Genomic DNA, 24882 nt, shown 5'->3' with positions numbered 1-24882 from the left:
ATCACGCCGGCAAGCCCTATTTGCGGCGCCGGTCAGCCATCGCGGCCGTCCGCCCGCGGGCTGGCGAGCCACGGCGAGAACTGGGCGAGGAAGAGCGCGAACGCCAGCGTCCACGCACCCGCCGCGACGAACAGCGCCGTGCCTTGCCACTGCGGCGGCAGCCCAGGGGCGGCCACCCGCACCAGCGCCGCCGCCATCACCAGCGCATAGGCCGCGATCTCGTTGCGCGAGGCCGTCAGGTCCCGGCCGGTGTGGCCGCGGGCAGTCCGGGTCATCATGCCGATGACCAGGCCGCCGATGCAGCCGACCGCCAGCGCGTGCACGCCGGCGGCGCTGCCGATCCAGCCGGCCTCGGCGGCAGCCAGCAGCGCCAGGCCGGCCGGCAGCCACGCATAGGAGGCGTGAAGCACCCACAGGATCGGCCGCCGCCGGCTCGCCGCCGGCGCCCAGCGGCCGAGTCGCAGCGCCTGCAGGATGGCAGCGACGGCCAGCGTGGCGGCACCGAGCGCGGCGAAGGATCCTGCGACCCAAAGCGCGAGGCCCAGCGCCGTGCAACCGATGGCCGCCGGCGTCAGCCAGCGCGGCTCGGTGATCCGCAGGCCCGGGGTGACGCTCTGGGTGAAGGCCGGTATCACGCGGCCGGCGACGATCGAGACCAGGATCACGACCAGCGCCAGGCCGGCATGCAGCGCGCGCATCGGATCGGCCCAGGACACGCCGATGGACCCCAGGTGGAAAGCCGCATTGGCGGCTGCCAGCAGCGCCAGCACCACCACCACCTTGAGGTTGCGCGTGTTGCGCGCGCGCAGGATCAGGGTGGCGAAGACCAGCGCGGCGGCGACCAGAAACAGGGTGTCGATCGCCGCGAAGACCGGCGCCGGCGCCGCCACCGAGGCGATGCGCCCCGCCAGCCAGAGCAGCCAGAGGGCCGCCAGCGGCGCACCGCGCGGGGTCTGCAGACCGGTCCAGACCTTGCCCGCGGTCAGCAGGAAACCGACGATCACGGCGGCGACGAAGCCGAACAGCATCTCGTGCGCATGCCAGTAGATCGGCGGCAGCCGGTTCGGCAGTGCGGCATGGCCGCTCAGGAGTGCCGCCCACAGCGCCATCCAGGCCACGCCGGCGACCGCCGCGCCGAGGTAGAAGGGGCGGAAGGCCAGCCGCAGCAGCGGCAGGCCCGTCGGTGGGGGTGTCTTTAACATATACATGACATGTATCTTATAGTCGGCGCGACTTCAAAGCAATACGTAAAATGCAGCTTATGAGACTGACGCTCTTCACCGACTACTCCCTGCGCGTGCTGCTGGTGCTGGCGACCCGCACCGATTCGCTGGTCACGATCGCCGATCTGTCGAAGGCCTTCGACATCTCGAACGCGCATCTCATGAAAGTCACCCATCTGCTGGGCAAGTCGGGCTGGGTCGAGACCGTCCGCGGGCGCAACGGCGGGATGCGGCTGGCGGCACATCCTTCGAAGCTCAGGATCGGCACCATCGTGCGCCACCTCGAGAGCGATTTCGCGCTGGTCGAGTGCTTCGGCGACGACAACCGCTGCGTGCTGACCGGCGGCTGCGAACTGGCCGCGGTGCTGGCGCGCGCGATGCAGGCCTTCGTCGACGAACTCGACCGCTACAGCCTGGCCGACCTGGCGAACGCCAGCCCGGCGCTGATGGTGCTGCCGCTGTGGCAGGCGGTCACCTGGCAGGCGCCGGTGCGGCCGCCCAGCATCGAGGTCGTGCCGGGCGTCGCCCAGGCGCTGCTGAGCGAACCCGCCCCCGCCCGCCCGCGGGGCAGACGCGCCGGCTGAAGGCGCGGTCCGGAGGACAATCGGGGAAATTCCGTTCGACTCTCACAGCCACGACCATGTCCCGTCTCGACGATCCCCTCCACGATGCCGAAATCGGCTCCCGCGACAGCACCCTCGATACCACGCGGATCGACGACGTGCGCATCGGCGCCGTGCGCCCGCTCATGACCCCCGCGCTGCTGCAGGAGCGCGTGCCGGTGCGCGACAACACGCTGGCGCTGGTCGAGGGCAGCCGCGCCGCGATCGCCGACGTGCTGCATGGCCGCGACGACCGGCTGGTGGTCGTGGTCGGCCCCTGTTCGATCCATGACCACGGCCAGGCGATCGAATACGCGCAGCGCCTCAAGGTGGTGGCCGATTCGCTGCAGGACGACCTGCTGATCGTGATGCGCGCCTACTTCGAGAAGCCGCGCACCACCGTGGGCTGGAAGGGCTACATCAACGACCCGCACCTGGACGGCAGCTTCGCGATCAACGAGGGCCTGGAGCGCGCGCGGCGCCTGCTGCTCGAACTCACCACCCTGGGCCTGCCGACCGGTACCGAGTTCCTCGACTTGCTGAGCCCGCAGTTCATTGCCGACCTGATCGCCTGGGGTGCCATCGGCGCGCGCACCACCGAGAGCCAGAGCCATCGCCAGCTGGCCTCGGGCCTGAGCTGCCCGGTCGGCTTCAAGAACGGCACCGACGGCAGCGTCAAGGTCGCGGCCGACGCCATCCTCGCGGCCCGCGCGCCGCATGCCTTCATGGGCATGACCAAGATGGGCATGGCGGCGATCTTCGAGACCCGCGGCAACGACGACTGCCACGTGATCCTGCGCGGCGGCAAGGCCCCCAACTATTCGGCCGCCGACGTGGCGGCCAGCTGCGAGGCGCTGCTGGCGAACGGCCTCCGGCCCCAGGTCATGATCGACGTCTCGCATGGCAACAGCAGCAAGCAGCACCAGCGGCAGATCGTGGTGGCCGGTGACGTGGCGGCGCAGATCGCGGCCGGCGAGCGCCGCATCACCGGCGTGATGATCGAGAGCCATCTCGAAGAAGGCCGGCAGGACCTGAAGCCGGGCGTCCCGCTCAAGCACGGCGTCTCGATCACCGATGCCTGCATCGGCTTCGCGCAGACGGTGCCGGTGCTCGAAGGGCTGGCGAGCGCGGTCAAGGCGCGGCGGCGCCTGTCGAAAGCGTGACGCGCGAGCAGGCCGGCGAGCGACCGGTGCTCGACATCCGCGATCTCGGCTTCGCCTATCCGGGCCAGCCGGCGCTCGCCACGGGGTGGGCGGCGTCGATCGGCGCCGGCGTGACGCTGCTGCACGGCGACACCGGCAGCGGCAAGTCCACCTTGTTGCGGGTGCTGGCCGGGACCCTGGCCGCGCGCGGTCAATTGAGTCTGGACGGCGTCCGGCTGGACCAAGACCCCGAGCGCTATCGCCGCAGCGTCTTCTTCGTCGATCCTGCGACCGACGCCTTCGATCCATTGACGGTGTCTGCGTGCACGGCCGCGCTGCGCGAGGGCGACGCCGGCTTCGACGCGGCACTCTGGCAGCGCGTGGTCGACGGGTTCGCACTCGCGCCGCACCTCGAGAAGTCGATGTTCATGCTGTCGACCGGCTCGAAGCGCAAGGTCTGGCTGGCGGCCGCGCTGGCGTCGAGCCGGCCGCTGCTGCTGCTCGACGAGCCGACCGGCGGTCTCGATGCGGCCTCGATCCGCTGCCTCTGGCGCACCCTGGCCGAGGTGTCGCAGGGCCGGGCCGTCGTGGTCGCGAGCGGCGAACGCATCGATGCGCTGCCGCTGGCCGCGACCCTCGCGCTGCCGTTGCGCTGAACGCTATCGCGCCACCAGGCCGGGATGCGGCTCGGCTTCGGGCGCCAGGTCCAGCATCGTGCCGCGGCAGTTCTCGGCACCGCAGTGGCACGGATAGTCCGAAGGCGATGAGCCGTCGTCGGCCGTGAGGCCGTAGTCGATGAAGAGCTCGTCGCCGGCCTCCACCGGCACCAGGGTCTGGAACCTGAGCTCGAGGCGGCCCGCCTCGTCGTATTCCTCCACCGCCTCGCAGTTCGGGTTGCACGAATGGTTCAGGTGGCGGGTGGCGTTGCCGCCCTTGCCGCCGTCGATGATCTCCTCGTTGGAGAGCATGAACAGATAGGTGAGCTGGTCGTTCCACTTGCGGGCGGCGACCTGTTCGGCGGTGTAGCGGCGGCCCTCGTAGAGGCCCAGCAGGGCCTGGGCGGGCAGGTCCCGGGTGGCGAAGGCGCCGAGTCCGTGGACGCCGCTGGGCGACACCCGCAGGCAAGGCGTGGAGGAAGCGGGCTTTCTGGCGGCGGTCATGGCGGGCGGGTCGGAGGGCGAGTGCGGAGCGCAGGAGCGCCGCGGGCCCGCATCGTACCCGCTCAGGCCGGGCTCTTGAACGCCGGCAGCTTGGCGCCGAGGCGCTCGCCCATGGCCTGCCCGAGCGCCTGCAGGCCGCTCAGCGGCCGCACCATGACCTCGAACTCGACGATCTTTCCGTGTTCGTCGAACCGGACCAGATCGATGCCCTTGAGCTTCTTGTCGCCGACGCGGGCGCTGAACTCCAGCACCACGTTCAGGCCGTCGTCGCTGGCCAGCTCGCGGTGGTAGGCGAAGTCCTCGAACACGTCGATGACGGTGCCGAGCACCAGCAGCACGGCTTCGGCCGGCGCATACGCGTTGAACGCCATCGGCGAGCGGAACGATGCATCGGGATGCACGATGGTCGCCAGCTGGCTCAGGTCGCGGCGGGCGATCATGTCGTGCCAGGCGGCGAGGGAGGTGGCGACGGCCGGCTTCAGCCGGGTGAGGTTCGAAGTCATCGAGAGTCTCCTGTCCTGAGGTTCGTGAAACGGATCAGATGCTCGCGGCGAGCCGCGTGCCCTGGTCGATGGCGCGCTTGGCGTCGAGTTCGGTGGCCACGTCGGCGCCGCCGATCAGGTGCACGCGCAAGCCCTGCGCCTGCAGTTCCTGGTAGAGCTCGCGCTGCGGCTCCTGCCCGGCGCAGATCACCACGTGGTCGGCGGCGATCAGGCGGTCCTGGCCGTCGACCGTGATGTGCAGGCCGGCATCGTCGATGCGCCGGTAGCCGACGCCGGGCGTCATCGACACGCGCCTGGCCTTGAGCGAGGTCCGGTGGATCCAGCCGGTGGTCTTGCCGAGCTGGTCGCCGACCTTGCTCTCCTTGCGCTGCAGCAGCGCGACCTTGCGCGGCGCCTGCGCCATCCGCGGGGCGCGCAGGCCGCCGGGCTCGGCGTAGGCGGTGTCGACGCCCCACTCGGCGTAGAACTTCTCGGGCGCCATGCTCGGGCTTTCGCCTTCGTGCAGCAGGAACTCGCTGACGTCGAAGCCGATGCCGCCGGCGCCGACCACCGCCACGCTGTCGCCCACTTCCCTGCCGTCGCGCAGCACGTCGAGGTAGCCGAGCACCTTCGGATGGTCGATGCCCTCGATCGCCGGCACCCGCGGCACGATGCCGGTGGCCAGCACGATGTCGTCGAAGCCGCCGTTCTTCAGCGCCTCGGCCCCGACCCGCGTGTTCAATCGCAATTGCACCCCGCGAAGTTCGATCTGGCGCCGGAAGTAGCGCAGCGTCTCGTTGAACTCCTCCTTGCCGGGCACCTTCCTGGCGATGTTGAACTGGCCGCCGATCTCGCCCGCGGATTCGAACAGCGTCACCGCGTGGCCCCGCTCGGCGGCGGTCACCGCGAAACTCAGGCCGGCCGGCCCGGCGCCGACGACGGCGATGCGCCTGGGCTGGGGCGTCGCATCGATCCGCAGTTCGGTCTCGTGGCAGGCACGCGGGTTGACCAGGCACGAGGTGATCTTGCCCGCGAAGGTGTGATCGAGGCAGGCCTGGTTGCAGCCGATGCAGGTGTTGATCTCGTCGCCGCGGCCCTCGCGCGCCTTGCGCACGAAGAAGGCATCGGCGAGCAGCGGCCGGGCCATCGAGACCATGTCGCAGCAGCCTTCGGCCAGCAGACGCTCGGCGACTTCGGGCGTGTTGATGCGGTTGGTCGCCACCAGCGGGATGCCGACCTTGCCCATCAGCCGCTGGGTGACCCAGGCGTAGGCGCCGCGCGGCACCTTGGTGGCGATCGTCGGGATGCGCGCCTCGTGCCAGCCGATGCCGGTGTTGATGATGGTGGCGCCGGCCCGCTCGATCGCCTGGGCCAGTTCGATGACTTCGGCCAGCGTCGAGCCGCCCTCGACCAGGTCGAGCATCGAGAGCCGGTAGACGATGATGAAGCGCTCGCCGACCCGTTCGCGCACCCGGCGCACGATCTCCACCGGGAAGCGCATCCGCCGGGCGTAGTCGCCGCCCCATTCGTCGTCGCGGTGGTTGGTGCGGGCCGCGATGAACTCGTTGATCAGGTAGCCCTCGGAGCCCATGATCTCGACGCCGTCGTAGCCCGCGTGCCGCGCGAGTGCGGCGCACTGCACGAAGTCCTCGATCGTCTGTTCGACCTCCTCGCTGCTCAATGGATGCGGCACGAAGGGGTTGATGGGCGCCTGCAGCGCACTCGGCGCCACCAGCGAAGGCTGGTACGAATAGCGGCCGAAGTGCAGGATCTGCATCGCGATCCGGCCGCCTTCGGCATGCACCGCCTGCGTGATGAGGCGGTGGCGATCGGCCTCCTGCTCGGTGGCGAGCACCGCGCCGTGCTTCATCGGGCGGCCGCGCTCGTTGGGCGAGATGCCGCCGGTCACGATCAGGCCGACCTCGCCGCGCGCGCGCTCGGCATAGAAGGCCGCCATGCGCTCGAAGCCCTGCGGGGCTTCTTCGAGGCCGACGTGCATCGAGCCCATGAGCACGCGGTTCTTGAGCGAGGTGAAGCCCAGCTCCATCGGCTTCATCAGGTGGGGGTAGTGGTTCATCGGGGTCTCATGTCTATGCAACGGGTTGCATAAATATGCCCGAGTTCGCTCGTTCATGCAACTGGTTGCATTTACAATCGCGCTCGATGTCATTGCCCCACGCCTTGTTGACCGCGCTGGTCGAGCGGCCCGGATCCGGGTCCGAACTCGCGGGCCGCTTCGACCGATCCATCGCCTATTTCTGGCAGGCCACGCACCAGCAGATCTACCGTGAGCTCGCGCGGCTCGAAGATTCGGGCTGGGTGCAGTCGTTGCCGGCCGAGCAGGGCAGGGGCCGCAAGCGCACCTACAAGATCCTTCCCGCCGGGCGCAAGGAACTGAAGCGCTGGGTGCTCGAGATCGAAGACCCCACGCCCTTGCGCGACACCTTGATGGTCCGCCTGCGCGCCGACGCCGCACTGGGGGCGACCGGACTCGACAAGGAGATCGTCCGGCGGCTGGCGATCCATCGGCGCAATCTCTCGGTCTATCGCGAGATCGAAGCACGTGATTTCGCCGACACCGCGGACTCGCGCCAGAGGCAGGTGCAGCACCTGGTGCTGCAGGCCGGAATCTTGCTGGAGAGCATGTGGGTCGAGTGGTCGAAGAACGCCTTGAAGGTGCTCGGCAGGTAGGCGGAATCGGCCCGGGCGGCACAGGGACTAAGCTATGGCTCCTTTCTCAATCACAGGGTAGTAGTGCCTATGACGACATACGCTCAGATTCAAAAGAAGATCGCATTGCTTCAGCGCCAGGCCGACAGTCTGCGCGACAAGGAGGTCGCCGGCGTGATCGATCGGATCAAGGTCGCGATCTCCCACTACGGATTGACTGCGCAGCAATTGGGCTTCGGCGGCGGCTCGGGTGCCAGCCCCAAGGCGGCGCGGGGCAGCAGGAAGTCGAGTGCGACGGGGACCCGCTACAGCGACGGTGCCGGCCGCGACTGGTCGGGACGCGGCCCCCGTCCCCGCTGGCTGCGCGAGGCACTGGCGGCCGGCCGCGCCCTCGAAGACTTCCGGGTCTCGGGCGCGCCCGCAAAAGCCGCGCCACCTGCCGGGAAGGCGGCCCGCGCGCAGCGCCGCCCGTCGACCGTGGTCTACCGCGACGATGCCGGCCATTCGTGGACCGGCCGGGGTCCGCAGCCCCGTTGGCTCAAGGAAGCGCTGGCCCAAGGCAAGACCCTGAGCGACCTGGCCGGCTGACCGGACGGCGTTCCGGGGACGCGGGGGTGGCACTTGTCGCGCGAAAGGCGACAGAGTCCTGAACGGTTCCGTGCATTTGTGCGCAAATCACGGTATACAGCGAGTTGTAACTCTTTCGGCTTCATTGAGGTCGTTTCACAATCGCTTCAATCCCGCTCGCCCCGCCCCATGAAAGCTACGCCCTTCCTCGGAACATTGCATCGACTCCGCAGTCGCCTTCGGCTCCTGTTCGGCCGGCGCCGGACGGTGCGTTCGGCGCCGCGCGTGGTGGCGTCGGCCGCACCGCGGCTGCGGCCCGAGACGCCGATGCCGACACCGCCGAGGACGGTGGCCTCCCGGCCGATGCCGATCGCGTCCGATGCGTCGATGCCGGTGCGCGAGGCGCCGAAGCCGGTCGACGTGCCGGCGGTCGTCATGCCCGTCTTCCCCGCTCCGGTGCCTGCCGTGGCTGCGGCGCCGATCGTGGCCAAGGCAGCCGAAGCGCAGTCGCCGGCCAAGACCATGCGTTCGCTCGAGGAGGTCCGCGCCGACCTCGCCCGGCTGCGCGAGAGTGCCAAGGAGCGGCATGCGCGGGCGCCGGTTGCGCCCCGCCGCGACATCAGCTTCGAGCCGACTGATTTCATGGATTTCGCCAAGCCGGAGCCGGCACCCGAGCGGGACGAGTCTTTCGAGCAGACGGCGTTCCTCGACTTCACGACCTTGAAGCCGCGCGTCGAGCGCTGAGTCCGGCGGCTGGCTAGCCGGCGGGCCGGACCGGCGTGTCTCTCTGCCGCGCCGGCGGTGGCCGCGACGATCCCCGGTCGTCGACGACCGGGACCCGTCCGCGAACCGGATCCTGCAGGTAGCGTGAATCCACCCAGCCCCGGTGACGCCGCGTGACCACCTGGCACCAGCGCCAGCTGGCGATGCAGCCCGTCACCCGGACCGAGGTGCGTGCGGGCAGCACCGTCATGACTTCGAAGAAGCGATCGGGCCCGGTGCGCATGTTGACTGCGCGCGTGGTCGAAGTGCTCAGCGCGAGCGCCGACAGCGGCAGCAGCAGCAGCGCCGCCAGGACGAAGCGCTTGGCCTGCGGCGCCGCCACCGGCCTCACCAGCCCATCTGCTGCTGCCTGCCGCCCCTGATGTTGCCGGCCACGCCGCCGGCGAGGCCGCCGATGGCGGCACCGGTCCAGGCGTCGCCGCCCGAGATGGCCGCGATGCCGGCGCCGCCCGCCGCGCCGATCGCCGCCCCGCTCATGGTTCCCTGTTGCTGCGGCGTCATGTCGGTGCAGCCTGCCATCAGCGCGATCGCCGCGACGATCGCCATCCAGTGAAGTCGTTTCATGTCGCTCTCCGTTACTTGTTCTTCTGCAGGCCGGGCAGGGCCATCTCGAACCAGAGGGTGTCGAGCACCGGCCGCTTCAGCTTGGTCGGGTTGGCCGCATACCAGCGGTCGAGACCTTCGCGCACGCTGTCGAGCGTCTGGCCCTGCATGCCCCTGGCGAGGCGCGGCACGAAGTTCTGCGCATCGGTCGGCGGGTTGGCGGCGAAGTACGCGGTCTGGACCTGCACCAGGTTGGCGATGCCGACCAGGTAGGCTTTCTTGACGGCCTCGCTCGAGGCGGTCCATTGCTCGCCGGTGACCAGCGGCAGATCGGCGGCGCGGGCGGGCAAGGCCGCCATCGCCAATGACATGCAGGTGGCGGCCAGCGTCGCACGCAGCCGAAGTTTCAGTGTCATCGCGTTCTCCTCAAGTGGACGTTGGATGCGGGTCGGCGTCGATATTGCGCTGGGGTTTCGACGCCTGTCAAACACATCGAAGAAGGGTCGCCGAGGCGATCAGTCGCCGGTGCGCCGGGCGCGCACGTGCAGCGACATCGGCGCCACGCGGGTGTCTTCGATCACGGGATGGTTCGCATGCGGGCCCGTGCCGGCCGTGGGCTCGCCCAGCTTCTCGACGACCAGCCCGGCCGCGGCAAGAAGGTCGAACCACTGGCTCAGCGTGCGGTGGAAGATCGGCGTTCGAAAGGGCGCGACCTCGTGGCGTTCCTTGCCTGTGAGCGTCGAGAACCACCAGCAGTCCACGCGTCCCTCGGTCGATTCGAAGTAGTCGCCGATCTCGATCGCGCGCGCCTTGCCCTTGCGATTGCGCAGCACCCTGCGGCGCGGCGGCACGAAGCACGGATGCAGGATGGAGAACTGCACGAAGCCACCGGGCTGCAGTACGCGGCGAATCTCCCGCAGTGCGCGTCCCGGGTCCGGCATGTCCATCAGGGACATGAAGGCGGTGACGAATTCGAAGGCGCCATCGTCGAACGGCAGCTGCATCGCGTCGCCGATGGCGTAGTCGATGCCGAGCGGGTCGCAGGCTTCGCTGGCCTGCGCGTAGCGCACGAAGGTGGGTGCGATGTCGACGGCCGACATCTTCGCGCCGAGCCCGGCAAGCTGCCGCGTGTTGGCGCCTTCGCCGCAACCGACGTCCAGGCCGCGCAGGCCGGCGATCGGCGGCAGCAGCGCGAGAAAGGCGGGCGTGTTGAGGAGGTCGCGGAAGACGTCGACGCCGAGCCGGGCCTGTCGAGCCCACGCATCGGCGTTGTCTTCCCAAAGCCTGGCCACATCCGTGGCCGCCAGTTCGCGCACCTTGCGCCGTCGCTGCGAAGTCTCCTGCATGACATCATTGGGGCGTCTCGGGATGAGATCGTCGTCCCCTATCGAGGGGAGTCGAGCCGTCGCTGCACGGCCTGACTAAGATGCCGGTCCGAACCCTCGAATGTCATGGAAAAGCGAAATGACGAAGCCATTCAGCCGTGCTCTGATCTCGACGGCGGCGCTCGCCGCGGGCGTGGCCTGCGGGGCGCAGCCGCTGGCCGCCGCGCCCCCGACCATCGAGGGTCCGACCTGGCGCCTCACCGACCTGCGCGGCATCGATGCCGCGGCGCTGCCGAGCGGTCCGGGCTCGGTCACGGCCCGCTTCAAGGACGGCCGCGTCGATGGCTTCTCGGGCTGCAACCGCTACTTCGGCAGCTATGCCTTCAAGCAGGGCCGCCTCGTGATCGGACCGCTGGCCGGCTCCATGATGGCCTGTGATCCGGCGTCGATGGCGCTGGAGACGGCCGTGCACCGGGCGCTGGCGGGCGCGTTCCGGCCGGTGCGCACCGATGACCGGCTGAGCCTGCTCTCGGATCACGGAGAAGCCGTGCTGGCCTTCAAGGCCGAACCGGCGCCGGCGCTGGTCGGTCTGCGCTCGAACATCACCGGCTTCAACAACGGGCGGCAGGCGGTCGTGAGCCCGCTGGCCGGCACCACGCTGACGCTGGCCTTCGGCGATGGCGTCGTCAAGGGCTTCGGCGGTTGCAACAGCCTGCGCGCCAGCTACAGCGTCAACGGCGGCCAGGTCAGCGTCGGGCCGGTGGCCACCACGCGCAGGACCTGCCCCGGGGAGGGCGTGATGCAGCAGGAGCGCGAGTTCATCGCGGCACTCAGGTCGACCACGACCTGGGCCTTCAGCGGCGCCTTCCTCGACATGCATCGGCCGGACGGCGAGCGGACACTGATCGGGAGCCGCGAGTAGGCCCGAATGGACATCACCTGGCGGACTTGGCACCATGCCCTGACCTGCAAATTAGCGGGTGGTTTTCAACACATGAAGGTTTGCATGAGAAAAATCGTTCCCCTGGTCGGTGCAGCTTTGATCCAACTGATCGCCGGCGCGGCGATGGCGCAGAGCAGCGGCGAAGTCGATCCCGCTCAAGGCAAGGCGCCGCCGGCGGCGAAGACGACGCCGGCGGAGCGCTCCGAAGCACGCACCGAGCGGCGCGCGAGCGGTGGCCAGGCCGCGCGCGGCCCGCAGATGGGCGAGGCCCAGGCCAATCCCCTGACCGCGCCCTCGCACCCGCGCGCCGAGCGCCAGGCCGCCACCGCCAAGCGCCGCTCCGCGAATGCGGCGGCCAACAAGGAAGGCACGTTCTCGCGCGGCGGCAACGCCGACGCGCCGGAACGCCAGAAGCCCTGAGCAATCAGCCGCGCGCGCGCAGCCGCATCCGAAGACCTACCGGGGTCATCGTGAAGGCGAGATGCTCGCGCGCCGGCTGGCCGTCGGGCGTCTCGACACTGGTGATGTCAAAGCAGTTCAGCAGCTGCGCCATCGCCATCTTCATTTCGAGCAGTGCGAGGTAGCGGCCCGGGCACATGCGGGGTCCGGCACCGAAGGGCATCGAGATGCGCTTCGCATTGCCGGCCACGGCGGCGGCCGGCCCCTCGGCGAGCCAGCGCTCCGGCTCGAAGGCCGAAGCGCTCGACAGGTGGGCGTCGCTGACGCTGTCGACGCGCATCAGGTTGATCACCACCGTGCCGGTCGGCACCTGCACGTCGCCGACCCGGGTGTCGCGCTCGGCCTGCAAGGCGAGGATCGGCGCCACCGGCTTGAGGCGCATCGTCTCGTGCGCGCAGGCCTCGACGTAATCGAGCTGCGCCAGCTGGTCGAAGCTCGGGCAGCGCGTGTCGCCAAGCAGGCCGCGCACCTCGTCGGTGGCGCGCTTCAGCGCCGCCGGATGGCGCCACAGCAGGTCGATCATCCAGGCGATGGTGTTGGCGGTCGTGTCCTCGCCGGCCAGCAGCATCGTGAACACGTTGCCCGCCACCTGCAGGTCGGTGATGCCGCTGCCGGGCTGGTCGGCGGCCGCGATCATCGCTTCGAGCAGGTTGGTCGGGTGGGTGCGCAGCGCCGGGTCGGCCGCCATCCGGCCGCGCGCGTCGGCGATGAACTGCGCCACCGCCTCGTTGACCGCCTCCACGCCGTGCTTGAGCTCGCGGTCGGCCCGGCTGGGCAGCAGGCGCCAGGTCGGCAGCGGCGCCAGCATGCGGCGCACGAGGGCCGGGAAGATCTTGTCGAGGTGCTGCTGGATCACGTCGCCGTCGGACTCCAGCGTGTTGACCTCGGCGCCGAACGCGAGCCCGGCGATCGTGTCGACGGTGTAGCGCATCAGGTCAGGCTGGAGGTCGATCGCGTCGCCGCGTCGGGCGGCCGCCTGCCATCGGCCGACCAGCCGCTCGGCGACCTTCTGCAACGAGGGGAAATAGTGCCGCACGTGCGCCGGATCGAAGCTGGCCATCACCATGCGCCGCTGCCGCCGCCAGTCTTCGCCGTTGGCGCCGAAGACTCCCGGCTTCAGCCCCATCTCGCTGGCCACGGCCTCGAAGCGGGTGGTGCGCTTGAAGCCGTCGGGGCGGTCGCGCAGCGTGGTGGCCACCGCCTCGTGGTCGCCGACGATGAGCAGCCTGCGGCGCCCCATCCGAAGCTTGAAGAAGGGACCGAATTCGCGGCACCACTGCTCCAGCTGCTGGTGCATGCGCGAGGTGTCGATCTGCAGCAGGTTGCCGATCAGCGGGGCGCCGCGGGGTCCCGGCAGGTCGTCGATGTGGCGCAGGGCCGTGGTTTCCATCATGCTTTCCTTGTGAATCCGTCGGCGCTCCAGCGCTCGCTGCCGACGCCGTGGTGGACGAAGAAGAGGCCGTCGGGGTCGTAGCGTTCCTTGACCGCGAGCAGCCGCGGATAGTTGCCGCCCCAGAAGGAACGCTGCCAGTCGGGCTCGAAGTAGTTGCTCTCCGACAGGTAGGAGCCGGGTTGCGGGACCAGCCGGCGCAGTTCGTCGAAAGCCCGGCCGATCGCCGCCGCCTGGCGCTGTGCCATCGCGGCGTCGGGCTCGTGCCCCGCGACGCCGGGAAAGGCCGGCGGCCCGTCGGCGCCGCCGATCGCAAGCGCGAAGGCGTCGAGCACGGCCGGGTTCATCGCGGTGTCGCGGGCGGCGGCCAGGGCCTCGGCCGGTGCGCCGGCCAGTCCCTTGTTGACGTGCAGCGACACCCCCCAGTGCCGGCTGGCGGCGAACAACGCGTCACACAGGGCGCTGCGCCGCTCCGGCTGCAGCAGCGCCGCCGGCAGCCAGGCCGACTGGTAGCCGTGCAGCACCTGGCCGGCCTGGCGCTGGTCGCCCGGCCAGAACACGTTGCCGTCCGGCGCGCCGGGCCGGTCGTCGGTGCTGATGAAGCCGAACATGCGCTTGAACAGCGTCGGGGACCAGAAATCGCGCGCCGAGGTCGAGACGATCCTGAGCGGCGAGTACTCGGTCTCGAAGGCCTCGGGCGCGGCGTCGACGGCATCGAGAAAGGGCTTCCAGACGGCCTGGGCCTCGGCGCGAGACAGGCCCTGGAACACCATCGCGACGCGCAGCGTGTTGTCGGGCCGCAGGCGGATCTGTTCGCCCCAGTGCGGGTTGTGCAGCGCGGCGGCATAGAAGTCGACGACCAGGCCGACCAGGCGGCGAAAGGCCGGCGCCGATGAAGCCTTGATCGTGAGGTTGACCGCACCGAATGATTCGGGGAGCGCATGCACCTTCAAGGTCAGGCGGGTGACCACGCCGAGGCTGCCGCCACCGCCGCCCTTGAGGCCCCAGAACAGCTCCGGCTCGCTGCAGGCGTTGGCGATCCGCACCTGGCCGTCGGCGGTGACCACCTCGGCCTCCAGCAGGCTGCCCGAGGCCAGGCCGTAGGCCTTCGAGAAGCTCCCGAAGCCCCCGCTCTGCACCAGACCGGCGACGCCGACCGTCATGCAGCCGCCGCCCTGCACGTAGCCGCCGCCGCGGGTGGTGACCGCGTCATAGACATGGGCCCAGACCGCGCCGGCGCCGACAGAGACGGCCCGCACCGGCGCCGCTCGGCCTTCGCAGCCCTTGCCGACGAAGGCGTCATGGAGCAGGACCTGGTTCATCCGGCGGGTCCAGACCAGCAGGGAATCGGGCGCGCTGGAGGTGCCTTGGTAGCTGTGGCCGCCGCCCTTGACCACCAGCCGCAGCCGATGGTCGCGCGCGAAGTCGATCGCGGCGGCGACGTCGGCGGTGCTGCGCGCGGCCATCGCATGGACGCTCGGGCTGGAGGTCCAGGCGCCGACCCAGCCGAGGGTCTGCGTCAGGCCGATCTCGTCACCGAGGAAATAGGGGTTGCGCACCGCCTTGAAGAACTGCGTGCAGGCGGGTCCGGCGGGTGCCTCGAGGCAGGGCGTGAACGGCGACTGCACCTTGACCAGCGCGTCGCCGCCCAACCGTTCGCCGAAGCGCTGCCATTGCGCGTCGCTCGGCCAGTCGGGGTCGCCCGGTCGCACCCGGCCGGCCGCGGCGGCCGCGCGTGCTGGCGCCAGCAGACCCCAGGGGGTGGCGAAAGGGGTCGCGGCGGCGAGTTGCACCAGACGTCTTCTGCGCATGGGGAATGCCTTGGTCGAGGACTGCATGGGTCGGGCGGGCTGAAGTATGCCGAACACGCGGTGCGACGTCTTGCCTTCAGCGGGACGCCGGTTCCGCGGCCAGTGCCACGTTCTCGAGCACCGCGTCGACCAGCGCCAGCGGGTCGCGGAAACCGGGGGAAGCCTTGAGCACGCCGTGCAGCCGCTGGTCGATGAGCAGCGTCGCGAGGCCATGCACATAGGCCCAGGCCGCGGTCACCCGCATCGCGTCCGACGCCGAGAGCGCGTCCGCGCCGGCGGAGGGCGCCTCGCCGATGGTCGGCGCCATCACCTGCATCGCGGCTTTCGCGGCCTGCGACAGCGAGGGCCGGCGCATGTCGATGATCTCGTTGCGGAACATCAGGCCGAACAGCGCGGGGTTGTCGTGCGCGAAGTGCACATAGGCATGGGCGATGGCGTGGCGGCGCTCGCGCCGGTCGGCGACGCCGTCCATGGCCGCCAGCATCGCGTCGCGCAGGCGCTGGAAGCCGACCGCCGCCAGATCGCTCAGCAAGCCCGTGGTGTCGCCGAAGTGGTGTCTGGGCGCAGTGTGCGACACCCCCGCCTCGCGCGCGATGGCCCGCAGGCCCAGGCCGGCGATGCCGTCCCGCACCAGTACCGTTTCGGCCGCCGCCAGCAGGGTCAGCGGCAGTCCGCCGTGGTGGTAGGGCCTGGATTCTGGAACAGCGGGGGTGGAGGCGGTGGCCATGGAAACTGCGCAGCGGATGTCGGGGAAAATCTTAACACTGGAAAAATAGATTGACAGTGTGCATTCGCACATGCATATTTCCATTGGAAAGATAATCCCAGCGCCAGGAGATCCCGATGGACGAAGCCACCCCCCGCCGCGGCCCGCCTCCCAACATGATGCCGATCGACTTCGAGACCGAGCTGGCGTCGCTGCCGCTGCGGGGCGCCTTGCCGGCAGGCCTGCGCGGCACGCTGGTGCGCAACGGGCCCAATCCCGTGGTGCCGGATCCGCGCGCCCATTGGTTCACGGGCGACGGCATGCTGCATGCGTTCCACATCGACGAGGGCAGGGTCGGCTACCGCAACCGCTGGGTGCGCACCGGCCAGTGGGCGCTGGCGCGGCGCACCGGCTGCAACCCGACCGTCGGCCTGAAGATCGAGCTGCCCGAGGGCGAGGCACCGATCGCCGACGACGGCGCGGCCAACACGAACGTGATCGGCCATGCCGGACGCATGCTGGCGCTCGAAGAGGCACACCTGCCGATGGCGGTCGACCTCGCCACGCTCGAGACCCTGGGCCCCGACGATTTCGCGGGCGGGCTGAAGCACCGGGTCACGGCGCATCCCAAGACCGATCCGCACACCGGTGAGCTGCTGTTCTTCGGCTATGGCACGCCCGAGTCGCTCTCCAGCGGCATGAGCTTCGGCGTGATCTCGCGCGCGGGCGAGGTGATCCGGCGGGAAGAGTTCGAGGCGCCCTACGCCAGCATGGTGCACGACTTCGCGGTCAGCGCCGGCCATGTGCTGTTCCCCATCATGCCCTTGACCGCCAGCCGCGAGCGGGCGCAGTCCGGCCGCCCGCCTTTCGCCTGGGAGCCGGAGTACGGCACCCGCGTCGGCCTGATGCCGCGCGGCGGCAGCACGGCCGACATCGTCTGGTGGCGCGGCCCGGCCTGCTACGTGTTCCACGTCATGAATGCCTGGGAGGCCGATGGCCGGGTGTTCGCCGACGTCATGCAGTTCGCCCGGCCGCCGCTGTTCCCGTGGCCCGACGGCTCGCCGGCCGGCGATGCGCGCGAGCCGGCGCGGCTGGTGCGCTGGCAGTTCGACCTCGCGCAGGCCAGCCGGGAATTCAGCCAGACGGTGCTGGAAGAAATCCCGGGCGAGTTCCCGCGCATCGACGAACGCCGTGCCGGCCTGCCCTATCGCCACGGCTGGTTCGCCGGGCATGCGCCGGGCGCCGATGGCCTGCTGCGCATGCAGGCGCGCCTCGTCCACGTCGACCATGCCGCGCCGCGCCCCGACGTCTACACCTTCGAGCCGCCCGACCGCATGTCCGAGCCGGTGTTCGTGCCGCGCGGCGCGGATGCGGAAGAGGGCGATGGCTGGATCCTCGCCACCGTCTGGCGCGGGGCGACCCACACCAGCGACCTGGCGGTGTTCGATGCCCGCCACGTGGCGGCCGGGCCGCTGTGCATCGCGTCGCTCCCGCACCGGGTGCCGGACGGCTTCCACGGCAACTGGTTCGGGGCCGACTTCCCGCGCTGAGGGCGCTCAGCCCTGCTGCTCGATCGCCGCCTGCAGGATCGGCCGCGCCCAGTCGGGCGTCGCCGCCAGCGCCGCCGCCTCGTCGGCGGCGGGGAACAGCAGCCGGCCACCGGACATCTCGAGCAACAGCACCGGGTCGGGAATCGCCTCGCCCGGAGCCGCCTCGGCGCTGTTGTCGAAGACCTGCAGGCGGGCCAGCAGCGGCATCAGGCGGATCAGGTTCATGCGCGACCGGGTCCAGCGCTCGCGGATCTTGCCGGCCGGGATGTCGTGGCCGCCGGCGGCCACCCGGGCCTGGACCCGCCGCAGGTGCATCTCGGCCGTGGCGAGGCCGCAGAAGATCATGACCACGTCGTGGCTGCGCGCGGCCTGCGCGAGCAGTCCGGGGATGGTGCTGGCGCCGAGCGTGGTCTCGAAGGCATGGTTGCGGCGGCCGTCGATGGCGGCGGCGAACTGGGCGCGGCCATGTTCCCAGGCGCGGCCGTTGGCATCCTCGACCTCGAGGCCGAGCTGGCCGACCAGTTCGCGCGCGTAGCTGTCGGGGTTGTACCAAGCCAGGCCGTGCTCGGCGAGCAGGGCGCCGCCGACCGAACTCTTGCCGGCGCCATTGACGCCGGCAAGCACCAGCACGAAGGGCCGCGCCGCGCCGGCCGCGGCGGCCATCAGAACGAGGCGCCGGCCTTCGGACGCCGGGCCGACCGGCCGCGGGCCGCGAACAGATCGCCCACCTGCTGGGCCGCCTCAGGCTGCTGCAGCACGGCCAGGCGGCTGTCGAAGCGGGCCGACAGCTCCGCGAGCACCGTCTGCTCGCGGGCACCGAGCGTCTGCAGGTCTTCGGTCAGCTGCTGGTAGGTCGCGGCGTCGAGCAGCACCATTTCGACCGCGGCATGGTTGGTGATGGCCACGCTGCCGCTCTGGCGAACCTGGCGCACGACCTCGCCCCACTTGTTCTTGACCTGCGAGGCGTTCTGGCGCGGCAGGTCGTGGAGAGCGGGCAAGGTGGTGATCATGGGCGACTCCGGGTGGAGTGGCCATTATGGCAAAAATAGACAAATTGTGACGCTGGCAGGCTCAGCTGCGGTGTTCCGCGTTGCGCTTGCGGGTCGCGGCAGCCTTTCTTGCCGACGCGGAGCGCTCCGCGGCAGAGCGCGAGGCCGTCGCCGCACCGCCCAATCGACCGCCCTTGCGGGCCGGCGCGTGGTCTTCGGCTTGGCCGCGTCCGCTGCCGCTTTTCTTGCCGCCCCCGGTCTCGGCGTTCACCGTCGCCCAGGCGCGCCGTTCGGCCTCGCCCTTGCCGACACCGCGGTGTTCGTAGCCTTTCTCGATGTGCTCGGCTTGGCGCTTTTGCTTGTCCGTATAGGACGACTTGTCACCCTTGGGCATGATCGCTTCCTTCTGGTTGAGCAAGGCCCGTTTCTTGCTCGCACTGCGCCACCTGCGGGTAGGCGGCGAGAGGCGATCCGCGTCAGAGCGGACTGGCAGAGCAGCGATGGGTCGATTCGGCGTTCAGGTACGCTTAAGGCACGAGGTGTCGAATGCGCGAGAAATCAGGATTTGCGGCTATCGTGCTGGCCGCTGAACCGCCTCCGACACGAGCCCAGGCTGAGGTCCTACGGTTACCGGCGCGCCGTCAGTGGACAGTGCGTGACGCCGCCCACTGTGAGCCATCTGAATGTCGCCCCATGTCGGTGCCACGCGCATGGCGAGTTGATGCGCACCTTCCTTATTTGAGGAGTTTTGCAGTGAAGACGACGTTGCGAGCACTCACCGAGATCAGGCTTCGCCGCTCAGAAGAAGTGTTCCAAGGCCTTGAGCCTGACGGGGGATGCGACCACCTGTGGATCCCCGACAACCGCGTCAACAGGGAAAGGCTCGTCCGGGCCGTGGAGCTTGGCAATCGCCTGCATGGCCCGGCCACCCATTGGATCGAAAAGCGCCAGGCCTGAGGCGAATCCATCGGGTCAATCTGCCCGAAGATTTTTCCTGCTGGCGGCGAGGCGCCTGCGTTGTCGCTGGATGGATCGCTTCGCGGCGGCGTTGGCGATGACGAGAATCGCGAGCACGATGACTTGCCGCGCGAACGTGGCTGTTGCCCGCTCGCGGAATCGTCGCGCTCTTTCCAGGGCCAAGGTTGTGGCCTCCGCTTCTTGCGGCCCGGTCGAGGCCAATGTGCGGTTCTCCACGATCGACGTCCCGGCTTCGGCCACTTCGGCCGCCATTTCGGTGGCCTGCTGCGCCTTGACGCCGGCCAGCGATCCGTGCGAGTCGGCGTAGACCTTCGTGAACTCGGCACCCAGGAGAAAGATCTGGGCGGCGTAGTAGACCCAGGCCACCAGCACCACCAGCGAACCGGCCGCGGCAAACGATTCCCGGACACCGCTCTTGCCGAGGTACATGCCGATCGCGAACTTGCCGAGCTCGAACAGGATCGCGGTCACCGCGGCCCCGATCCACACGTCGCGCCAGGCAATGGGCGCGGTGGGCATGAGCTTGAAGATCATGGCGAAGAGCAGGGCGATGATCGCGAAGGAGATCACCTCGTTGAGAATCTGCAGCACGGCCTCCCAGCCCGGCAGCAGGCCGCCGAACCAGCCATCGAAGGCGGCCAGGCCGGCGCTGACCATCAACGAGACCATCAGCAGGAAGGCCAGCCCCAGGATGAGGCCGAACGACAGCAGGCGGGCTCGCAGCACCGACCAGACGCCCGACGGCTTGTCTCTTTCCGGAACGTGCCAGATGCGGTCCAGCGCGCTCTGGAGTTCCGCGAAGACGGTGGTGGCGCCGACCAGCAGGACGATCGCGCTGATGATGCCGGCGATCCGGCCTCGCTCGGGATCCGCGACGCTGCGCAGGAGTGCTTCCACGGCCGTCGCGCCCTCCTGGCCGACCAGCCCCGCGACCTGGGCCACGATCTGCGCCTGGGCAGCGTCGCGCCCGAACAGGGCGCCTGCGATGGCGATGACGATCACCAGCAGGGGGGCCAGCGAGAAGATCGTGTAGTAGGAGATCGCGGCGCCCATGCTCGGCGCGTAGTCATCGGCCCAGGCGCCCACGGCCTTGCGGCAAAGCGCGAACAGTTGTTTCCAATTCATGACGCGGCCCGCTGGAGTTCGATGACGCACTGTCAGGCGAACCGAAGCCGGTCGAAGGTCGGCATTGCTGCGACTTGGGGTAGGCGGTCTTCCCGTGCGGGACGTCGCGAAGTGCGTACTGCTGCGAAAGCCCGTCAATACCCGCGCGACGGCTCGATGATGTTGTCCGGCAGTTCTCCGGCCGCGACGCGCAGGATATTGGCTGCGATCTGTTTGGCCGAGGAAGACGGGATCGCCACGGATGCGAGGTGCGGAGTGATCAGCACGTTGGGCATCTGCCAGAGCGCATCTTCGGCAGGCAGGGGTTCGCGCTCGAAGACATCCAGCGTCGCGGCGCCGATGTGGCCGCTCTGCAGCAGCTGCGTCATCGCGGCCTGGTCCACCAGCGCACCCCGGGCGACGTTGATGAAGGCAGCGCCGGGCCGCATTTTTACGAGGCGTTCGCGATCGAAGATGTGCTTCGTCTGCGGCGTGAGCGGCAGCATCAGGACGACGATGTCGGCCTGGCCGATCACGGCATCGAGCGTGTCCATGCCGGCCGAACATTCCACGCCGTCGATCTGCGCCAGGCTGCGCGACCAGCCCAGCGTCCTGAAGCCCTGGCGCTGGATCTCGTGCGCTGCCTTGGCGCCCAGCTGCCCCAGTCCCAGCACCGCGACCGTGATGTCCTCCGGCGAACGCGGGTGGCGATAGGCCCACTGGCCCGCGCGCTGGGCCTGCTCGAAGTGCGGTATATCCCGAGCATGCCGGATTACGGCGAACAGCACGTAGCCGGCCATCATCCGCGCCATCTGCGGATCGGTGATGCGGGTGATGGGGATGTTCGGCGGGAGATCGTCGCGTCCCACCAGCGAGTCGACGCCTGCCCCCAGGTTGATGATCAGCCGCAGCTTCGTCATCCGTTCGAAGATGCCCTGCGGGGGCTTCCAGACCATGGCGTAGTCGATCTCTTCCGGCCGCTCGGTCTCGCTGGCGTGAACCACCCGGAGCGCCGGAAGCTGCGCCTGGAGCGCCTGCTTCCAGGTCTGGAAATCGTCGAAGTCGCTGTAGAAGGCGAGGGTGCCGACAGTCATGTTCAGGAAGCCTGCAGGTTCTTTCGCACCAGCCGCGCGACGGCCTCGATGGCGAGCTCGTAGCCGTCGCCGCCGAGTCCGGCAATGACGCCATCCGCCGCCTTCGATATGAAGGAGTGATGCCGGAAGGGCTCGCGCTTCCAGATGTTGCTCATATGGGCCTCGATGATCTTGCCGGGGAAGGAGAGCAAGGCATCCAGGATCGGGATGGAGGTGTAGGTCAAGCCGGCCGCATTGATGACGATGCCGTCGGCGACGCCGCGCGCTTCCTGGATCCAGTCGATCAGCTGGCCTTCATGGTTCGACTGCAGGAAGCGCAGGCTGACCCGCAGCGAGGCCGCCTTCTGCTCGCAGCGCGACTGCAGCACGGGGAAGCTGTCGGTGCCGTAGTTCTTGTTGGCATCCAGGCCGTAGAGGTTGGCGTTGGGGCCGTTCAGGAACCAGACGGTGATGGGAGAAGTCGAGGTGTCGGTCATGGGTCTTCAAGCTTCGTAGGGTCGGGTGGCCTGCATGGCGGGCAGGTGCTGGAAGGCTTCGTTCCAACGGGCGGCGTTGCCGCATCGCGCGCGCCAGTCCAGTTCGGGAAAGCGGAAGTCCAGGTAGCCCAAGGCGCAGCCGATGGTGATCTCGCCGATGGTGGGCTTGTCGGGGCTCAACCCGGATGCGATGGCTTCGATGGCTTCGAGGCAGGCCCTGACCTTGGTCAACAGGGCCTCGCGCCAGGTGGGCCACTGGAATTCGGGGGGACGCGCGGTCAGCTCGTAGCGCGCCAGCAGCGCCGCGTCGAGCAGGCCGTCGCCCAGCGCCTGACGGGTGAGCGCCGTCCATCGATCGCCGCCGGACGCGGGAAATATCGTCTGTGCGTCCGCCTGGCTGGCCAGGTACTCGCAGATCACCCGGCTGTCGTAAAGCACTTGGCCGTCTTGCAGGATCAGGGTCGGCACCTTGGCGAGCGGATTGTGGGCCGCGATGCGCGGGTCGCGTCGAACCGGATGGGCGGCGCTGTCCAGCAGTTGGATCTTGTCGGCCTGTCCGGTCAGATGCGCACACACCATGACCTTTCGCACGAAGGGCGATGTCGGAGCGAAGAGGAGCTTCATCATCAGGGCACCAGCACCAGCTTGCCGAACACCTTGCCGCTCTCCAGCAAGGCATGCGATGCCGCGGCCTCCGCGACCGGAAAGGTGGTGTGGATGCGCGGCGCGATCCGCCGGCTTTTCAGGAGCGGCATCACATGGTGGGCCAGGCGCTTGGCCATGCGGGACTTCTCATGGTGACTCTGCGGACGCATCGTGGAGGAGTGCAGGCTCAACTGGCGCTGCATCAAGGTCAGCAGTTCGATGTTGACCGCCGAGCCCTGCATGAACGACAGGCTGACATGCCGCCCGCCGAAGGCCATGGCTTGCAGATTGCGGCGCACGTAGTCGCCGCCGACGATGTCGAGCACCACGTCCACTCCGCGCCCCGCGGTGTAGTCCAGGCAGGCCTGCGTGAAGTCGGTGGTCGGCCAGCAGATCGCCAGATCGGCGCCCAGGGCCTTCAGTTCGGGGAACCGGCTTTCATCGTTGTCGGTCACGATGACCGTGCAGCCGGCCGCATGGGCCATCTGGATCGCCAGCGTGCCGATGCCGCCCGCGGCGCCGTGGATCAGGACCGTCTCGCCCATCGCCAGGCGCCCGAGCTCGAACAGGTTGTGCCAGACCGTGAAGAGGCCTTCGGGCAAGGCCGCCGCCTCGATGTCGGACAGCGGCGCCGGCACCGCGAAGGAATGATCGACCGATGCCGTGCACCACGGCGCATAGCCGCCTCCGGGCACCAGGCTCATCAAGCGCTGGCCCATCAGCGCGGTGTCGACGCCCGGGCCGCAGGCGACCACCTCGCCGCACACCTCGAGGCCGAGCACGTCGGTGATGCCCGGCGCGGGCTTGGCGATGCCCTGGCGCTGCATGACATCGGGCCGGTTGATGCCGGCGGCCAGCACGCGCAGCAGCACTTCACCGGCGCCGGGCACGGGCATGGGGCGCTCGGCCAGCACCAGCACGCTGGCATCGCCGGGCTCCCGGGCGACGATGGCTTGCATGGAACTCGGAAGGGAGGTTCTGATGTCGGTCATGGGTTTGTCTGGCCTTTTATTTTCGGGAGCTGAAGACGCTGATGCCCTCGTCGAGAAGCGCCAGCCCGGCGACCGAGCCGACGGGCCAGTGCTGCATGGCGGCGAGGCCCGCACTGCGCACCGTGACGACCTGCCGGGCCGTCATCGGGACATCCACATCGACGTAGGTATTGATGTGGTCGCCCTGGAAGACATGGTGGATCACGGTGCCGCTCAGGACCGATCCGGCATGCAGGGTCTCCAGCTGGATGTGCTCCGGGCGAACGTAGACGTCCAGCCTCTCGCCTTCGTGCGATGCGTCGACCAGTCGCGCATGCGGCAGGCTGAGATGGCCGGAGCCCAGGCGCAGCTGGATCTCGTGGGCGGTCTTGCCGTGGTAGTGGGCCGGCAGGATGTTCACGTCGCCGAGAAAGGACGCCACGAACGGATCCTGCGGACTGCGGTACAGCTCGGCGGGCGATGCGATCTGGCGGATGACACCGGCCGACATCACGGCGATGCGGTCCGACATGGCCAGCGCCTCGCCCTGGTCGTGGGTGACGAAGACGGTGGTCAGGCCCAGGCGGCGCTGGATCTCGCGGATCTCGACCTGCATCGAGCCGCGCAAGCTCTTGTCCAGGGCCGAGAAGGGCTCGTCGAGCAGCAGCACCTTGGGCTGGATGATCAGTGCGCGCGCCAGCGCCACGCGCTGCTGCTGGCCGCCGGAGAGTTCGCGCGGCTTGCGGTGGCCCAGGCCGGTGAGCTTGACCATGGCCATCGCCTCCTTGACGCGCTGGGCCACTTCGTCCTTGGCCACGCCCCGCATGCGCAGGCCATAGCCGATGTTGCGCTCCACGGTCATGTGCGGAAAGAGCGCGTAGTTCTGGAAGACGATGCCGATCTGTCGCTTGTGCGGCGGATCGCTGGTCACCGGCTGGCCCTCGATGAAGATCTCGCCGCTGTCGGCCTCGGCGAAGCCCGCGATCAGGTTGAGCAGCGTCGTCTTGCCGCAGCCCGACGGACCCAGCAGGGTGAGGAACTCGCCCCGCCTGATCTTCAGCGAGACCTCGTGCAGCACGGTCTGGTCGTGGTACTTCTTGACCACGCCTTCCAGGCTGACGGCCGTGTCGGCCTGCGGATGCGAAAGGCTGGGCTGCGCTGCAGGGTCGGAGTGGACTACTTTCATGCCCGAACGATAAGGCATGGGTACGCGACCGGGTCTTTGCCGAAATTGATGCGGACCCTCGGAAAAACGAAAGGCCTCGACGG

At 69.3% G+C, this 24882-nt stretch carries 30 protein-coding genes; 10 read left to right on the top strand and 20 right to left on the bottom strand.

Going from position 1 to position 24882, the window contains the following annotated elements; genetic code table 11:
* Positions 1-32: 32 nt before the first annotated feature.
* On the bottom strand, positions 33-1208 hold the full coding sequence (locus QTI17_RS00525) for an NnrS family protein (RefSeq protein ID WP_286530325.1): 1176 nt from the start codon (positions 1206-1208) through the stop codon (positions 33-35).
* 53 nt (positions 1209-1261) lie between these two features.
* Here QTI17_RS00525 and QTI17_RS00520 point away from each other — a divergent pair, with 53 nt between their 5' ends.
* From QTI17_RS00520 to QTI17_RS00510, 3 genes are read left to right on the top strand one after another with little or no spacing between them, the layout of a single operon-like run.
* A complete protein-coding gene (locus QTI17_RS00520; RefSeq protein WP_286530323.1) occupies positions 1262-1807 on the top strand; it encodes an RrF2 family transcriptional regulator in 546 nt (181 codons plus the stop codon).
* 56 nt (positions 1808-1863) lie between these two features.
* Positions 1864-2988, top strand: a complete 1125-nt coding sequence (locus QTI17_RS00515; protein WP_286530321.1) for a 3-deoxy-7-phosphoheptulonate synthase — start codon at positions 1864-1866, stop codon at positions 2986-2988.
* Entirely contained in the window at positions 2985-3623 is a 639-nt protein-coding gene (locus tag QTI17_RS00510) for an ABC transporter ATP-binding protein (RefSeq protein ID WP_286530319.1), read from the top strand. Before QTI17_RS00515 ends, QTI17_RS00510 begins: the two co-directional genes overlap by 4 nt.
* A gap of 3 nt (positions 3624-3626) precedes the next feature.
* Here QTI17_RS00510 and QTI17_RS00505 read toward each other — a convergent pair whose 3' ends face one another.
* From QTI17_RS00505 to QTI17_RS00495, 3 genes are all read right to left on the bottom strand, one after another.
* Entirely contained in the window at positions 3627-4127 is a 501-nt protein-coding gene (locus QTI17_RS00505; protein WP_286526025.1) for an SET domain-containing protein, read from the bottom strand.
* Positions 4128-4189: 62 nt separating this feature from the next.
* The gene (locus QTI17_RS00500) at positions 4190-4630 is read right to left on the bottom strand and encodes a nuclear transport factor 2 family protein (protein WP_286530317.1); all 441 of its coding nucleotides are present in this window, start codon (positions 4628-4630) and stop codon (positions 4190-4192) included.
* 34 nt (positions 4631-4664) lie between these two features.
* Positions 4665-6686 carry an NADPH-dependent 2,4-dienoyl-CoA reductase gene (locus QTI17_RS00495; protein WP_286530315.1) on the bottom strand — a complete coding sequence of 674 codons (2022 nt, stop codon included), beginning with the start codon at positions 6684-6686 and terminating at the stop codon, positions 4665-4667.
* An 86-nt stretch (positions 6687-6772) separates the two neighbouring features.
* On the opposite strand from QTI17_RS00495, the gene QTI17_RS00490 reads away from it, so the two are divergent.
* The 3 genes from QTI17_RS00490 (at position 6773) to QTI17_RS00480 (ending at position 8590) form a co-directional block, all read left to right on the top strand.
* The gene (locus tag QTI17_RS00490; RefSeq protein ID WP_286530313.1) at positions 6773-7300 is read left to right on the top strand and encodes a PadR family transcriptional regulator; all 528 of its coding nucleotides are present in this window, start codon (positions 6773-6775) and stop codon (positions 7298-7300) included.
* Between the two features lie 69 nt (positions 7301-7369).
* A complete protein-coding gene (locus tag QTI17_RS00485) occupies positions 7370-7867 on the top strand; it encodes an H-NS family nucleoid-associated regulatory protein (protein WP_286530310.1) in 498 nt (165 codons plus the stop codon).
* A gap of 168 nt (positions 7868-8035) precedes the next feature.
* Positions 8036-8590, top strand: a complete 555-nt coding sequence (locus tag QTI17_RS00480; RefSeq protein WP_286530308.1) for a hypothetical protein — start codon at positions 8036-8038, stop codon at positions 8588-8590.
* 13 nt (positions 8591-8603) lie between these two features.
* Here QTI17_RS00480 and QTI17_RS00475 read toward each other — a convergent pair whose 3' ends face one another.
* The 4 genes from QTI17_RS00475 to QTI17_RS00460 all read right to left on the bottom strand — a co-directional run bounded on the left by QTI17_RS00475 (position 8604) and on the right by QTI17_RS00460 (position 10518).
* Complete coding sequence (locus QTI17_RS00475; RefSeq protein ID WP_286530306.1) at positions 8604-8960, bottom strand: SH3 domain-containing protein; 357 nt, start codon at positions 8958-8960, stop codon at positions 8604-8606.
* The gene (locus QTI17_RS00470) at positions 8957-9193 is read right to left on the bottom strand and encodes a YMGG-like glycine zipper-containing protein (protein ID WP_286526041.1); all 237 of its coding nucleotides are present in this window, start codon (positions 9191-9193) and stop codon (positions 8957-8959) included. Before QTI17_RS00470 ends, QTI17_RS00475 begins: the two co-directional genes overlap by 4 nt.
* Positions 9194-9204: 11 nt before the next feature.
* On the bottom strand, positions 9205-9588 hold the full coding sequence (locus QTI17_RS00465) for a hypothetical protein (protein WP_286530304.1): 384 nt from the start codon (positions 9586-9588) through the stop codon (positions 9205-9207).
* 99 nt (positions 9589-9687) lie between these two features.
* On the bottom strand, positions 9688-10518 hold the full coding sequence (locus QTI17_RS00460; RefSeq protein ID WP_286530303.1) for a class I SAM-dependent methyltransferase: 831 nt from the start codon (positions 10516-10518) through the stop codon (positions 9688-9690).
* Positions 10519-10636: 118 nt separating this feature from the next.
* On the opposite strand from QTI17_RS00460, the gene QTI17_RS00455 reads away from it, so the two are divergent.
* Positions 10637-11419, top strand: coding sequence for an META domain-containing protein (locus tag QTI17_RS00455; RefSeq protein ID WP_286530302.1), 783 nt, complete (start codon positions 10637-10639; stop codon positions 11417-11419).
* Between the two features lie 6 nt (positions 11420-11425).
* The gene (locus tag QTI17_RS00450; RefSeq protein ID WP_286530301.1) at positions 11426-11860 is read left to right on the top strand and encodes a hypothetical protein; all 435 of its coding nucleotides are present in this window, start codon (positions 11426-11428) and stop codon (positions 11858-11860) included.
* Positions 11861-11864: 4 nt separating this feature from the next.
* Here the strand turns inward: QTI17_RS00450 and QTI17_RS00445 are convergent, their stop codons facing one another.
* The 3 genes from QTI17_RS00445 to QTI17_RS00435 all read right to left on the bottom strand — a co-directional run bounded on the left by QTI17_RS00445 (position 11865) and on the right by QTI17_RS00435 (position 15827).
* Positions 11865-13289, bottom strand: a complete 1425-nt coding sequence (locus tag QTI17_RS00445; protein ID WP_286530300.1) for a cytochrome P450 — start codon at positions 13287-13289, stop codon at positions 11865-11867.
* Positions 13289-15100, bottom strand: coding sequence for an FAD-binding oxidoreductase (locus QTI17_RS00440; protein WP_286530299.1), 1812 nt, complete (start codon positions 15098-15100; stop codon positions 13289-13291). The genes QTI17_RS00445 and QTI17_RS00440 overlap by 1 nt, the downstream gene beginning before the upstream one ends.
* A gap of 76 nt (positions 15101-15176) precedes the next feature.
* Positions 15177-15827, bottom strand: a complete 651-nt coding sequence (locus tag QTI17_RS00435; RefSeq protein WP_286530298.1) for a TetR/AcrR family transcriptional regulator — start codon at positions 15825-15827, stop codon at positions 15177-15179.
* A 116-nt stretch (positions 15828-15943) separates the two neighbouring features.
* Between QTI17_RS00435 and QTI17_RS00430 the strand changes: the two genes are divergently transcribed.
* Positions 15944-17356, top strand: coding sequence for a carotenoid oxygenase family protein (locus QTI17_RS00430; RefSeq protein ID WP_286530297.1), 1413 nt, complete (start codon positions 15944-15946; stop codon positions 17354-17356).
* A gap of 6 nt (positions 17357-17362) precedes the next feature.
* Here the strand turns inward: QTI17_RS00430 and QTI17_RS00425 are convergent, their stop codons facing one another.
* The 3 genes from QTI17_RS00425 to QTI17_RS00415 form a co-directional block, all read right to left on the bottom strand.
* Complete coding sequence (locus QTI17_RS00425; protein ID WP_286530295.1) at positions 17363-18019, bottom strand: ATPase; 657 nt, start codon at positions 18017-18019, stop codon at positions 17363-17365.
* Positions 18019-18366, bottom strand: coding sequence for a type II toxin-antitoxin system prevent-host-death family antitoxin (locus tag QTI17_RS00420; protein ID WP_286530293.1), 348 nt, complete (start codon positions 18364-18366; stop codon positions 18019-18021). The genes QTI17_RS00425 and QTI17_RS00420 overlap by 1 nt, the downstream gene beginning before the upstream one ends.
* A 61-nt stretch (positions 18367-18427) precedes the next feature.
* On the bottom strand, positions 18428-18739 hold the full coding sequence (locus tag QTI17_RS00415) for a plasmid stabilization protein (protein WP_353506687.1): 312 nt from the start codon (positions 18737-18739) through the stop codon (positions 18428-18430).
* A gap of 359 nt (positions 18740-19098) precedes the next feature.
* Here QTI17_RS00415 and QTI17_RS00410 point away from each other — a divergent pair, with 359 nt between their 5' ends.
* Positions 19099-19302 (top strand): hypothetical protein, encoded by a 204-nt coding sequence (locus QTI17_RS00410; protein WP_286530289.1) that lies wholly within the window; start codon positions 19099-19101, stop codon positions 19300-19302.
* 15 nt (positions 19303-19317) lie between these two features.
* On the opposite strand, the gene QTI17_RS00405 is transcribed toward QTI17_RS00410, so the two are convergent.
* The 6 genes from QTI17_RS00405 to QTI17_RS00380 form a co-directional block, all read right to left on the bottom strand.
* Positions 19318-20448, bottom strand: a complete 1131-nt coding sequence (locus QTI17_RS00405; protein ID WP_286530287.1) for a YihY/virulence factor BrkB family protein — start codon at positions 20446-20448, stop codon at positions 19318-19320.
* A 134-nt stretch (positions 20449-20582) separates the two neighbouring features.
* On the bottom strand, positions 20583-21521 hold the full coding sequence (locus QTI17_RS00400; protein ID WP_286530286.1) for a 2-hydroxyacid dehydrogenase: 939 nt from the start codon (positions 21519-21521) through the stop codon (positions 20583-20585).
* A 2-nt stretch (positions 21522-21523) separates the two neighbouring features.
* Complete coding sequence (locus QTI17_RS00395; RefSeq protein WP_286530285.1) at positions 21524-21997, bottom strand: type II 3-dehydroquinate dehydratase; 474 nt, start codon at positions 21995-21997, stop codon at positions 21524-21526.
* A gap of 6 nt (positions 21998-22003) precedes the next feature.
* Positions 22004-22621 (bottom strand): glutathione S-transferase, encoded by a 618-nt coding sequence (locus tag QTI17_RS00390; RefSeq protein WP_286530284.1) that lies wholly within the window; start codon positions 22619-22621, stop codon positions 22004-22006.
* Between the two features lie 2 nt (positions 22622-22623).
* A complete protein-coding gene (locus QTI17_RS00385; protein ID WP_286530283.1) occupies positions 22624-23601 on the bottom strand; it encodes an NAD(P)H-quinone oxidoreductase in 978 nt (325 codons plus the stop codon).
* Positions 23602-23650: 49 nt separating this feature from the next.
* Positions 23651-24799, bottom strand: a complete 1149-nt coding sequence (locus tag QTI17_RS00380; protein ID WP_286530281.1) for an ABC transporter ATP-binding protein — start codon at positions 24797-24799, stop codon at positions 23651-23653.
* Positions 24800-24882 lie beyond the last annotated feature (83 nt).

Source organism: Variovorax sp. J31P179, from assembly GCF_030316985.1.
Taxonomy (GTDB): Bacteria; Pseudomonadota; Gammaproteobacteria; order Burkholderiales; family Burkholderiaceae_C; genus Variovorax; species Variovorax ginsengisoli_B.
The sequence above is the reverse complement of the archived record's forward strand: the minus strand, read 5'-3'. Positions and strand labels throughout refer to the sequence as shown.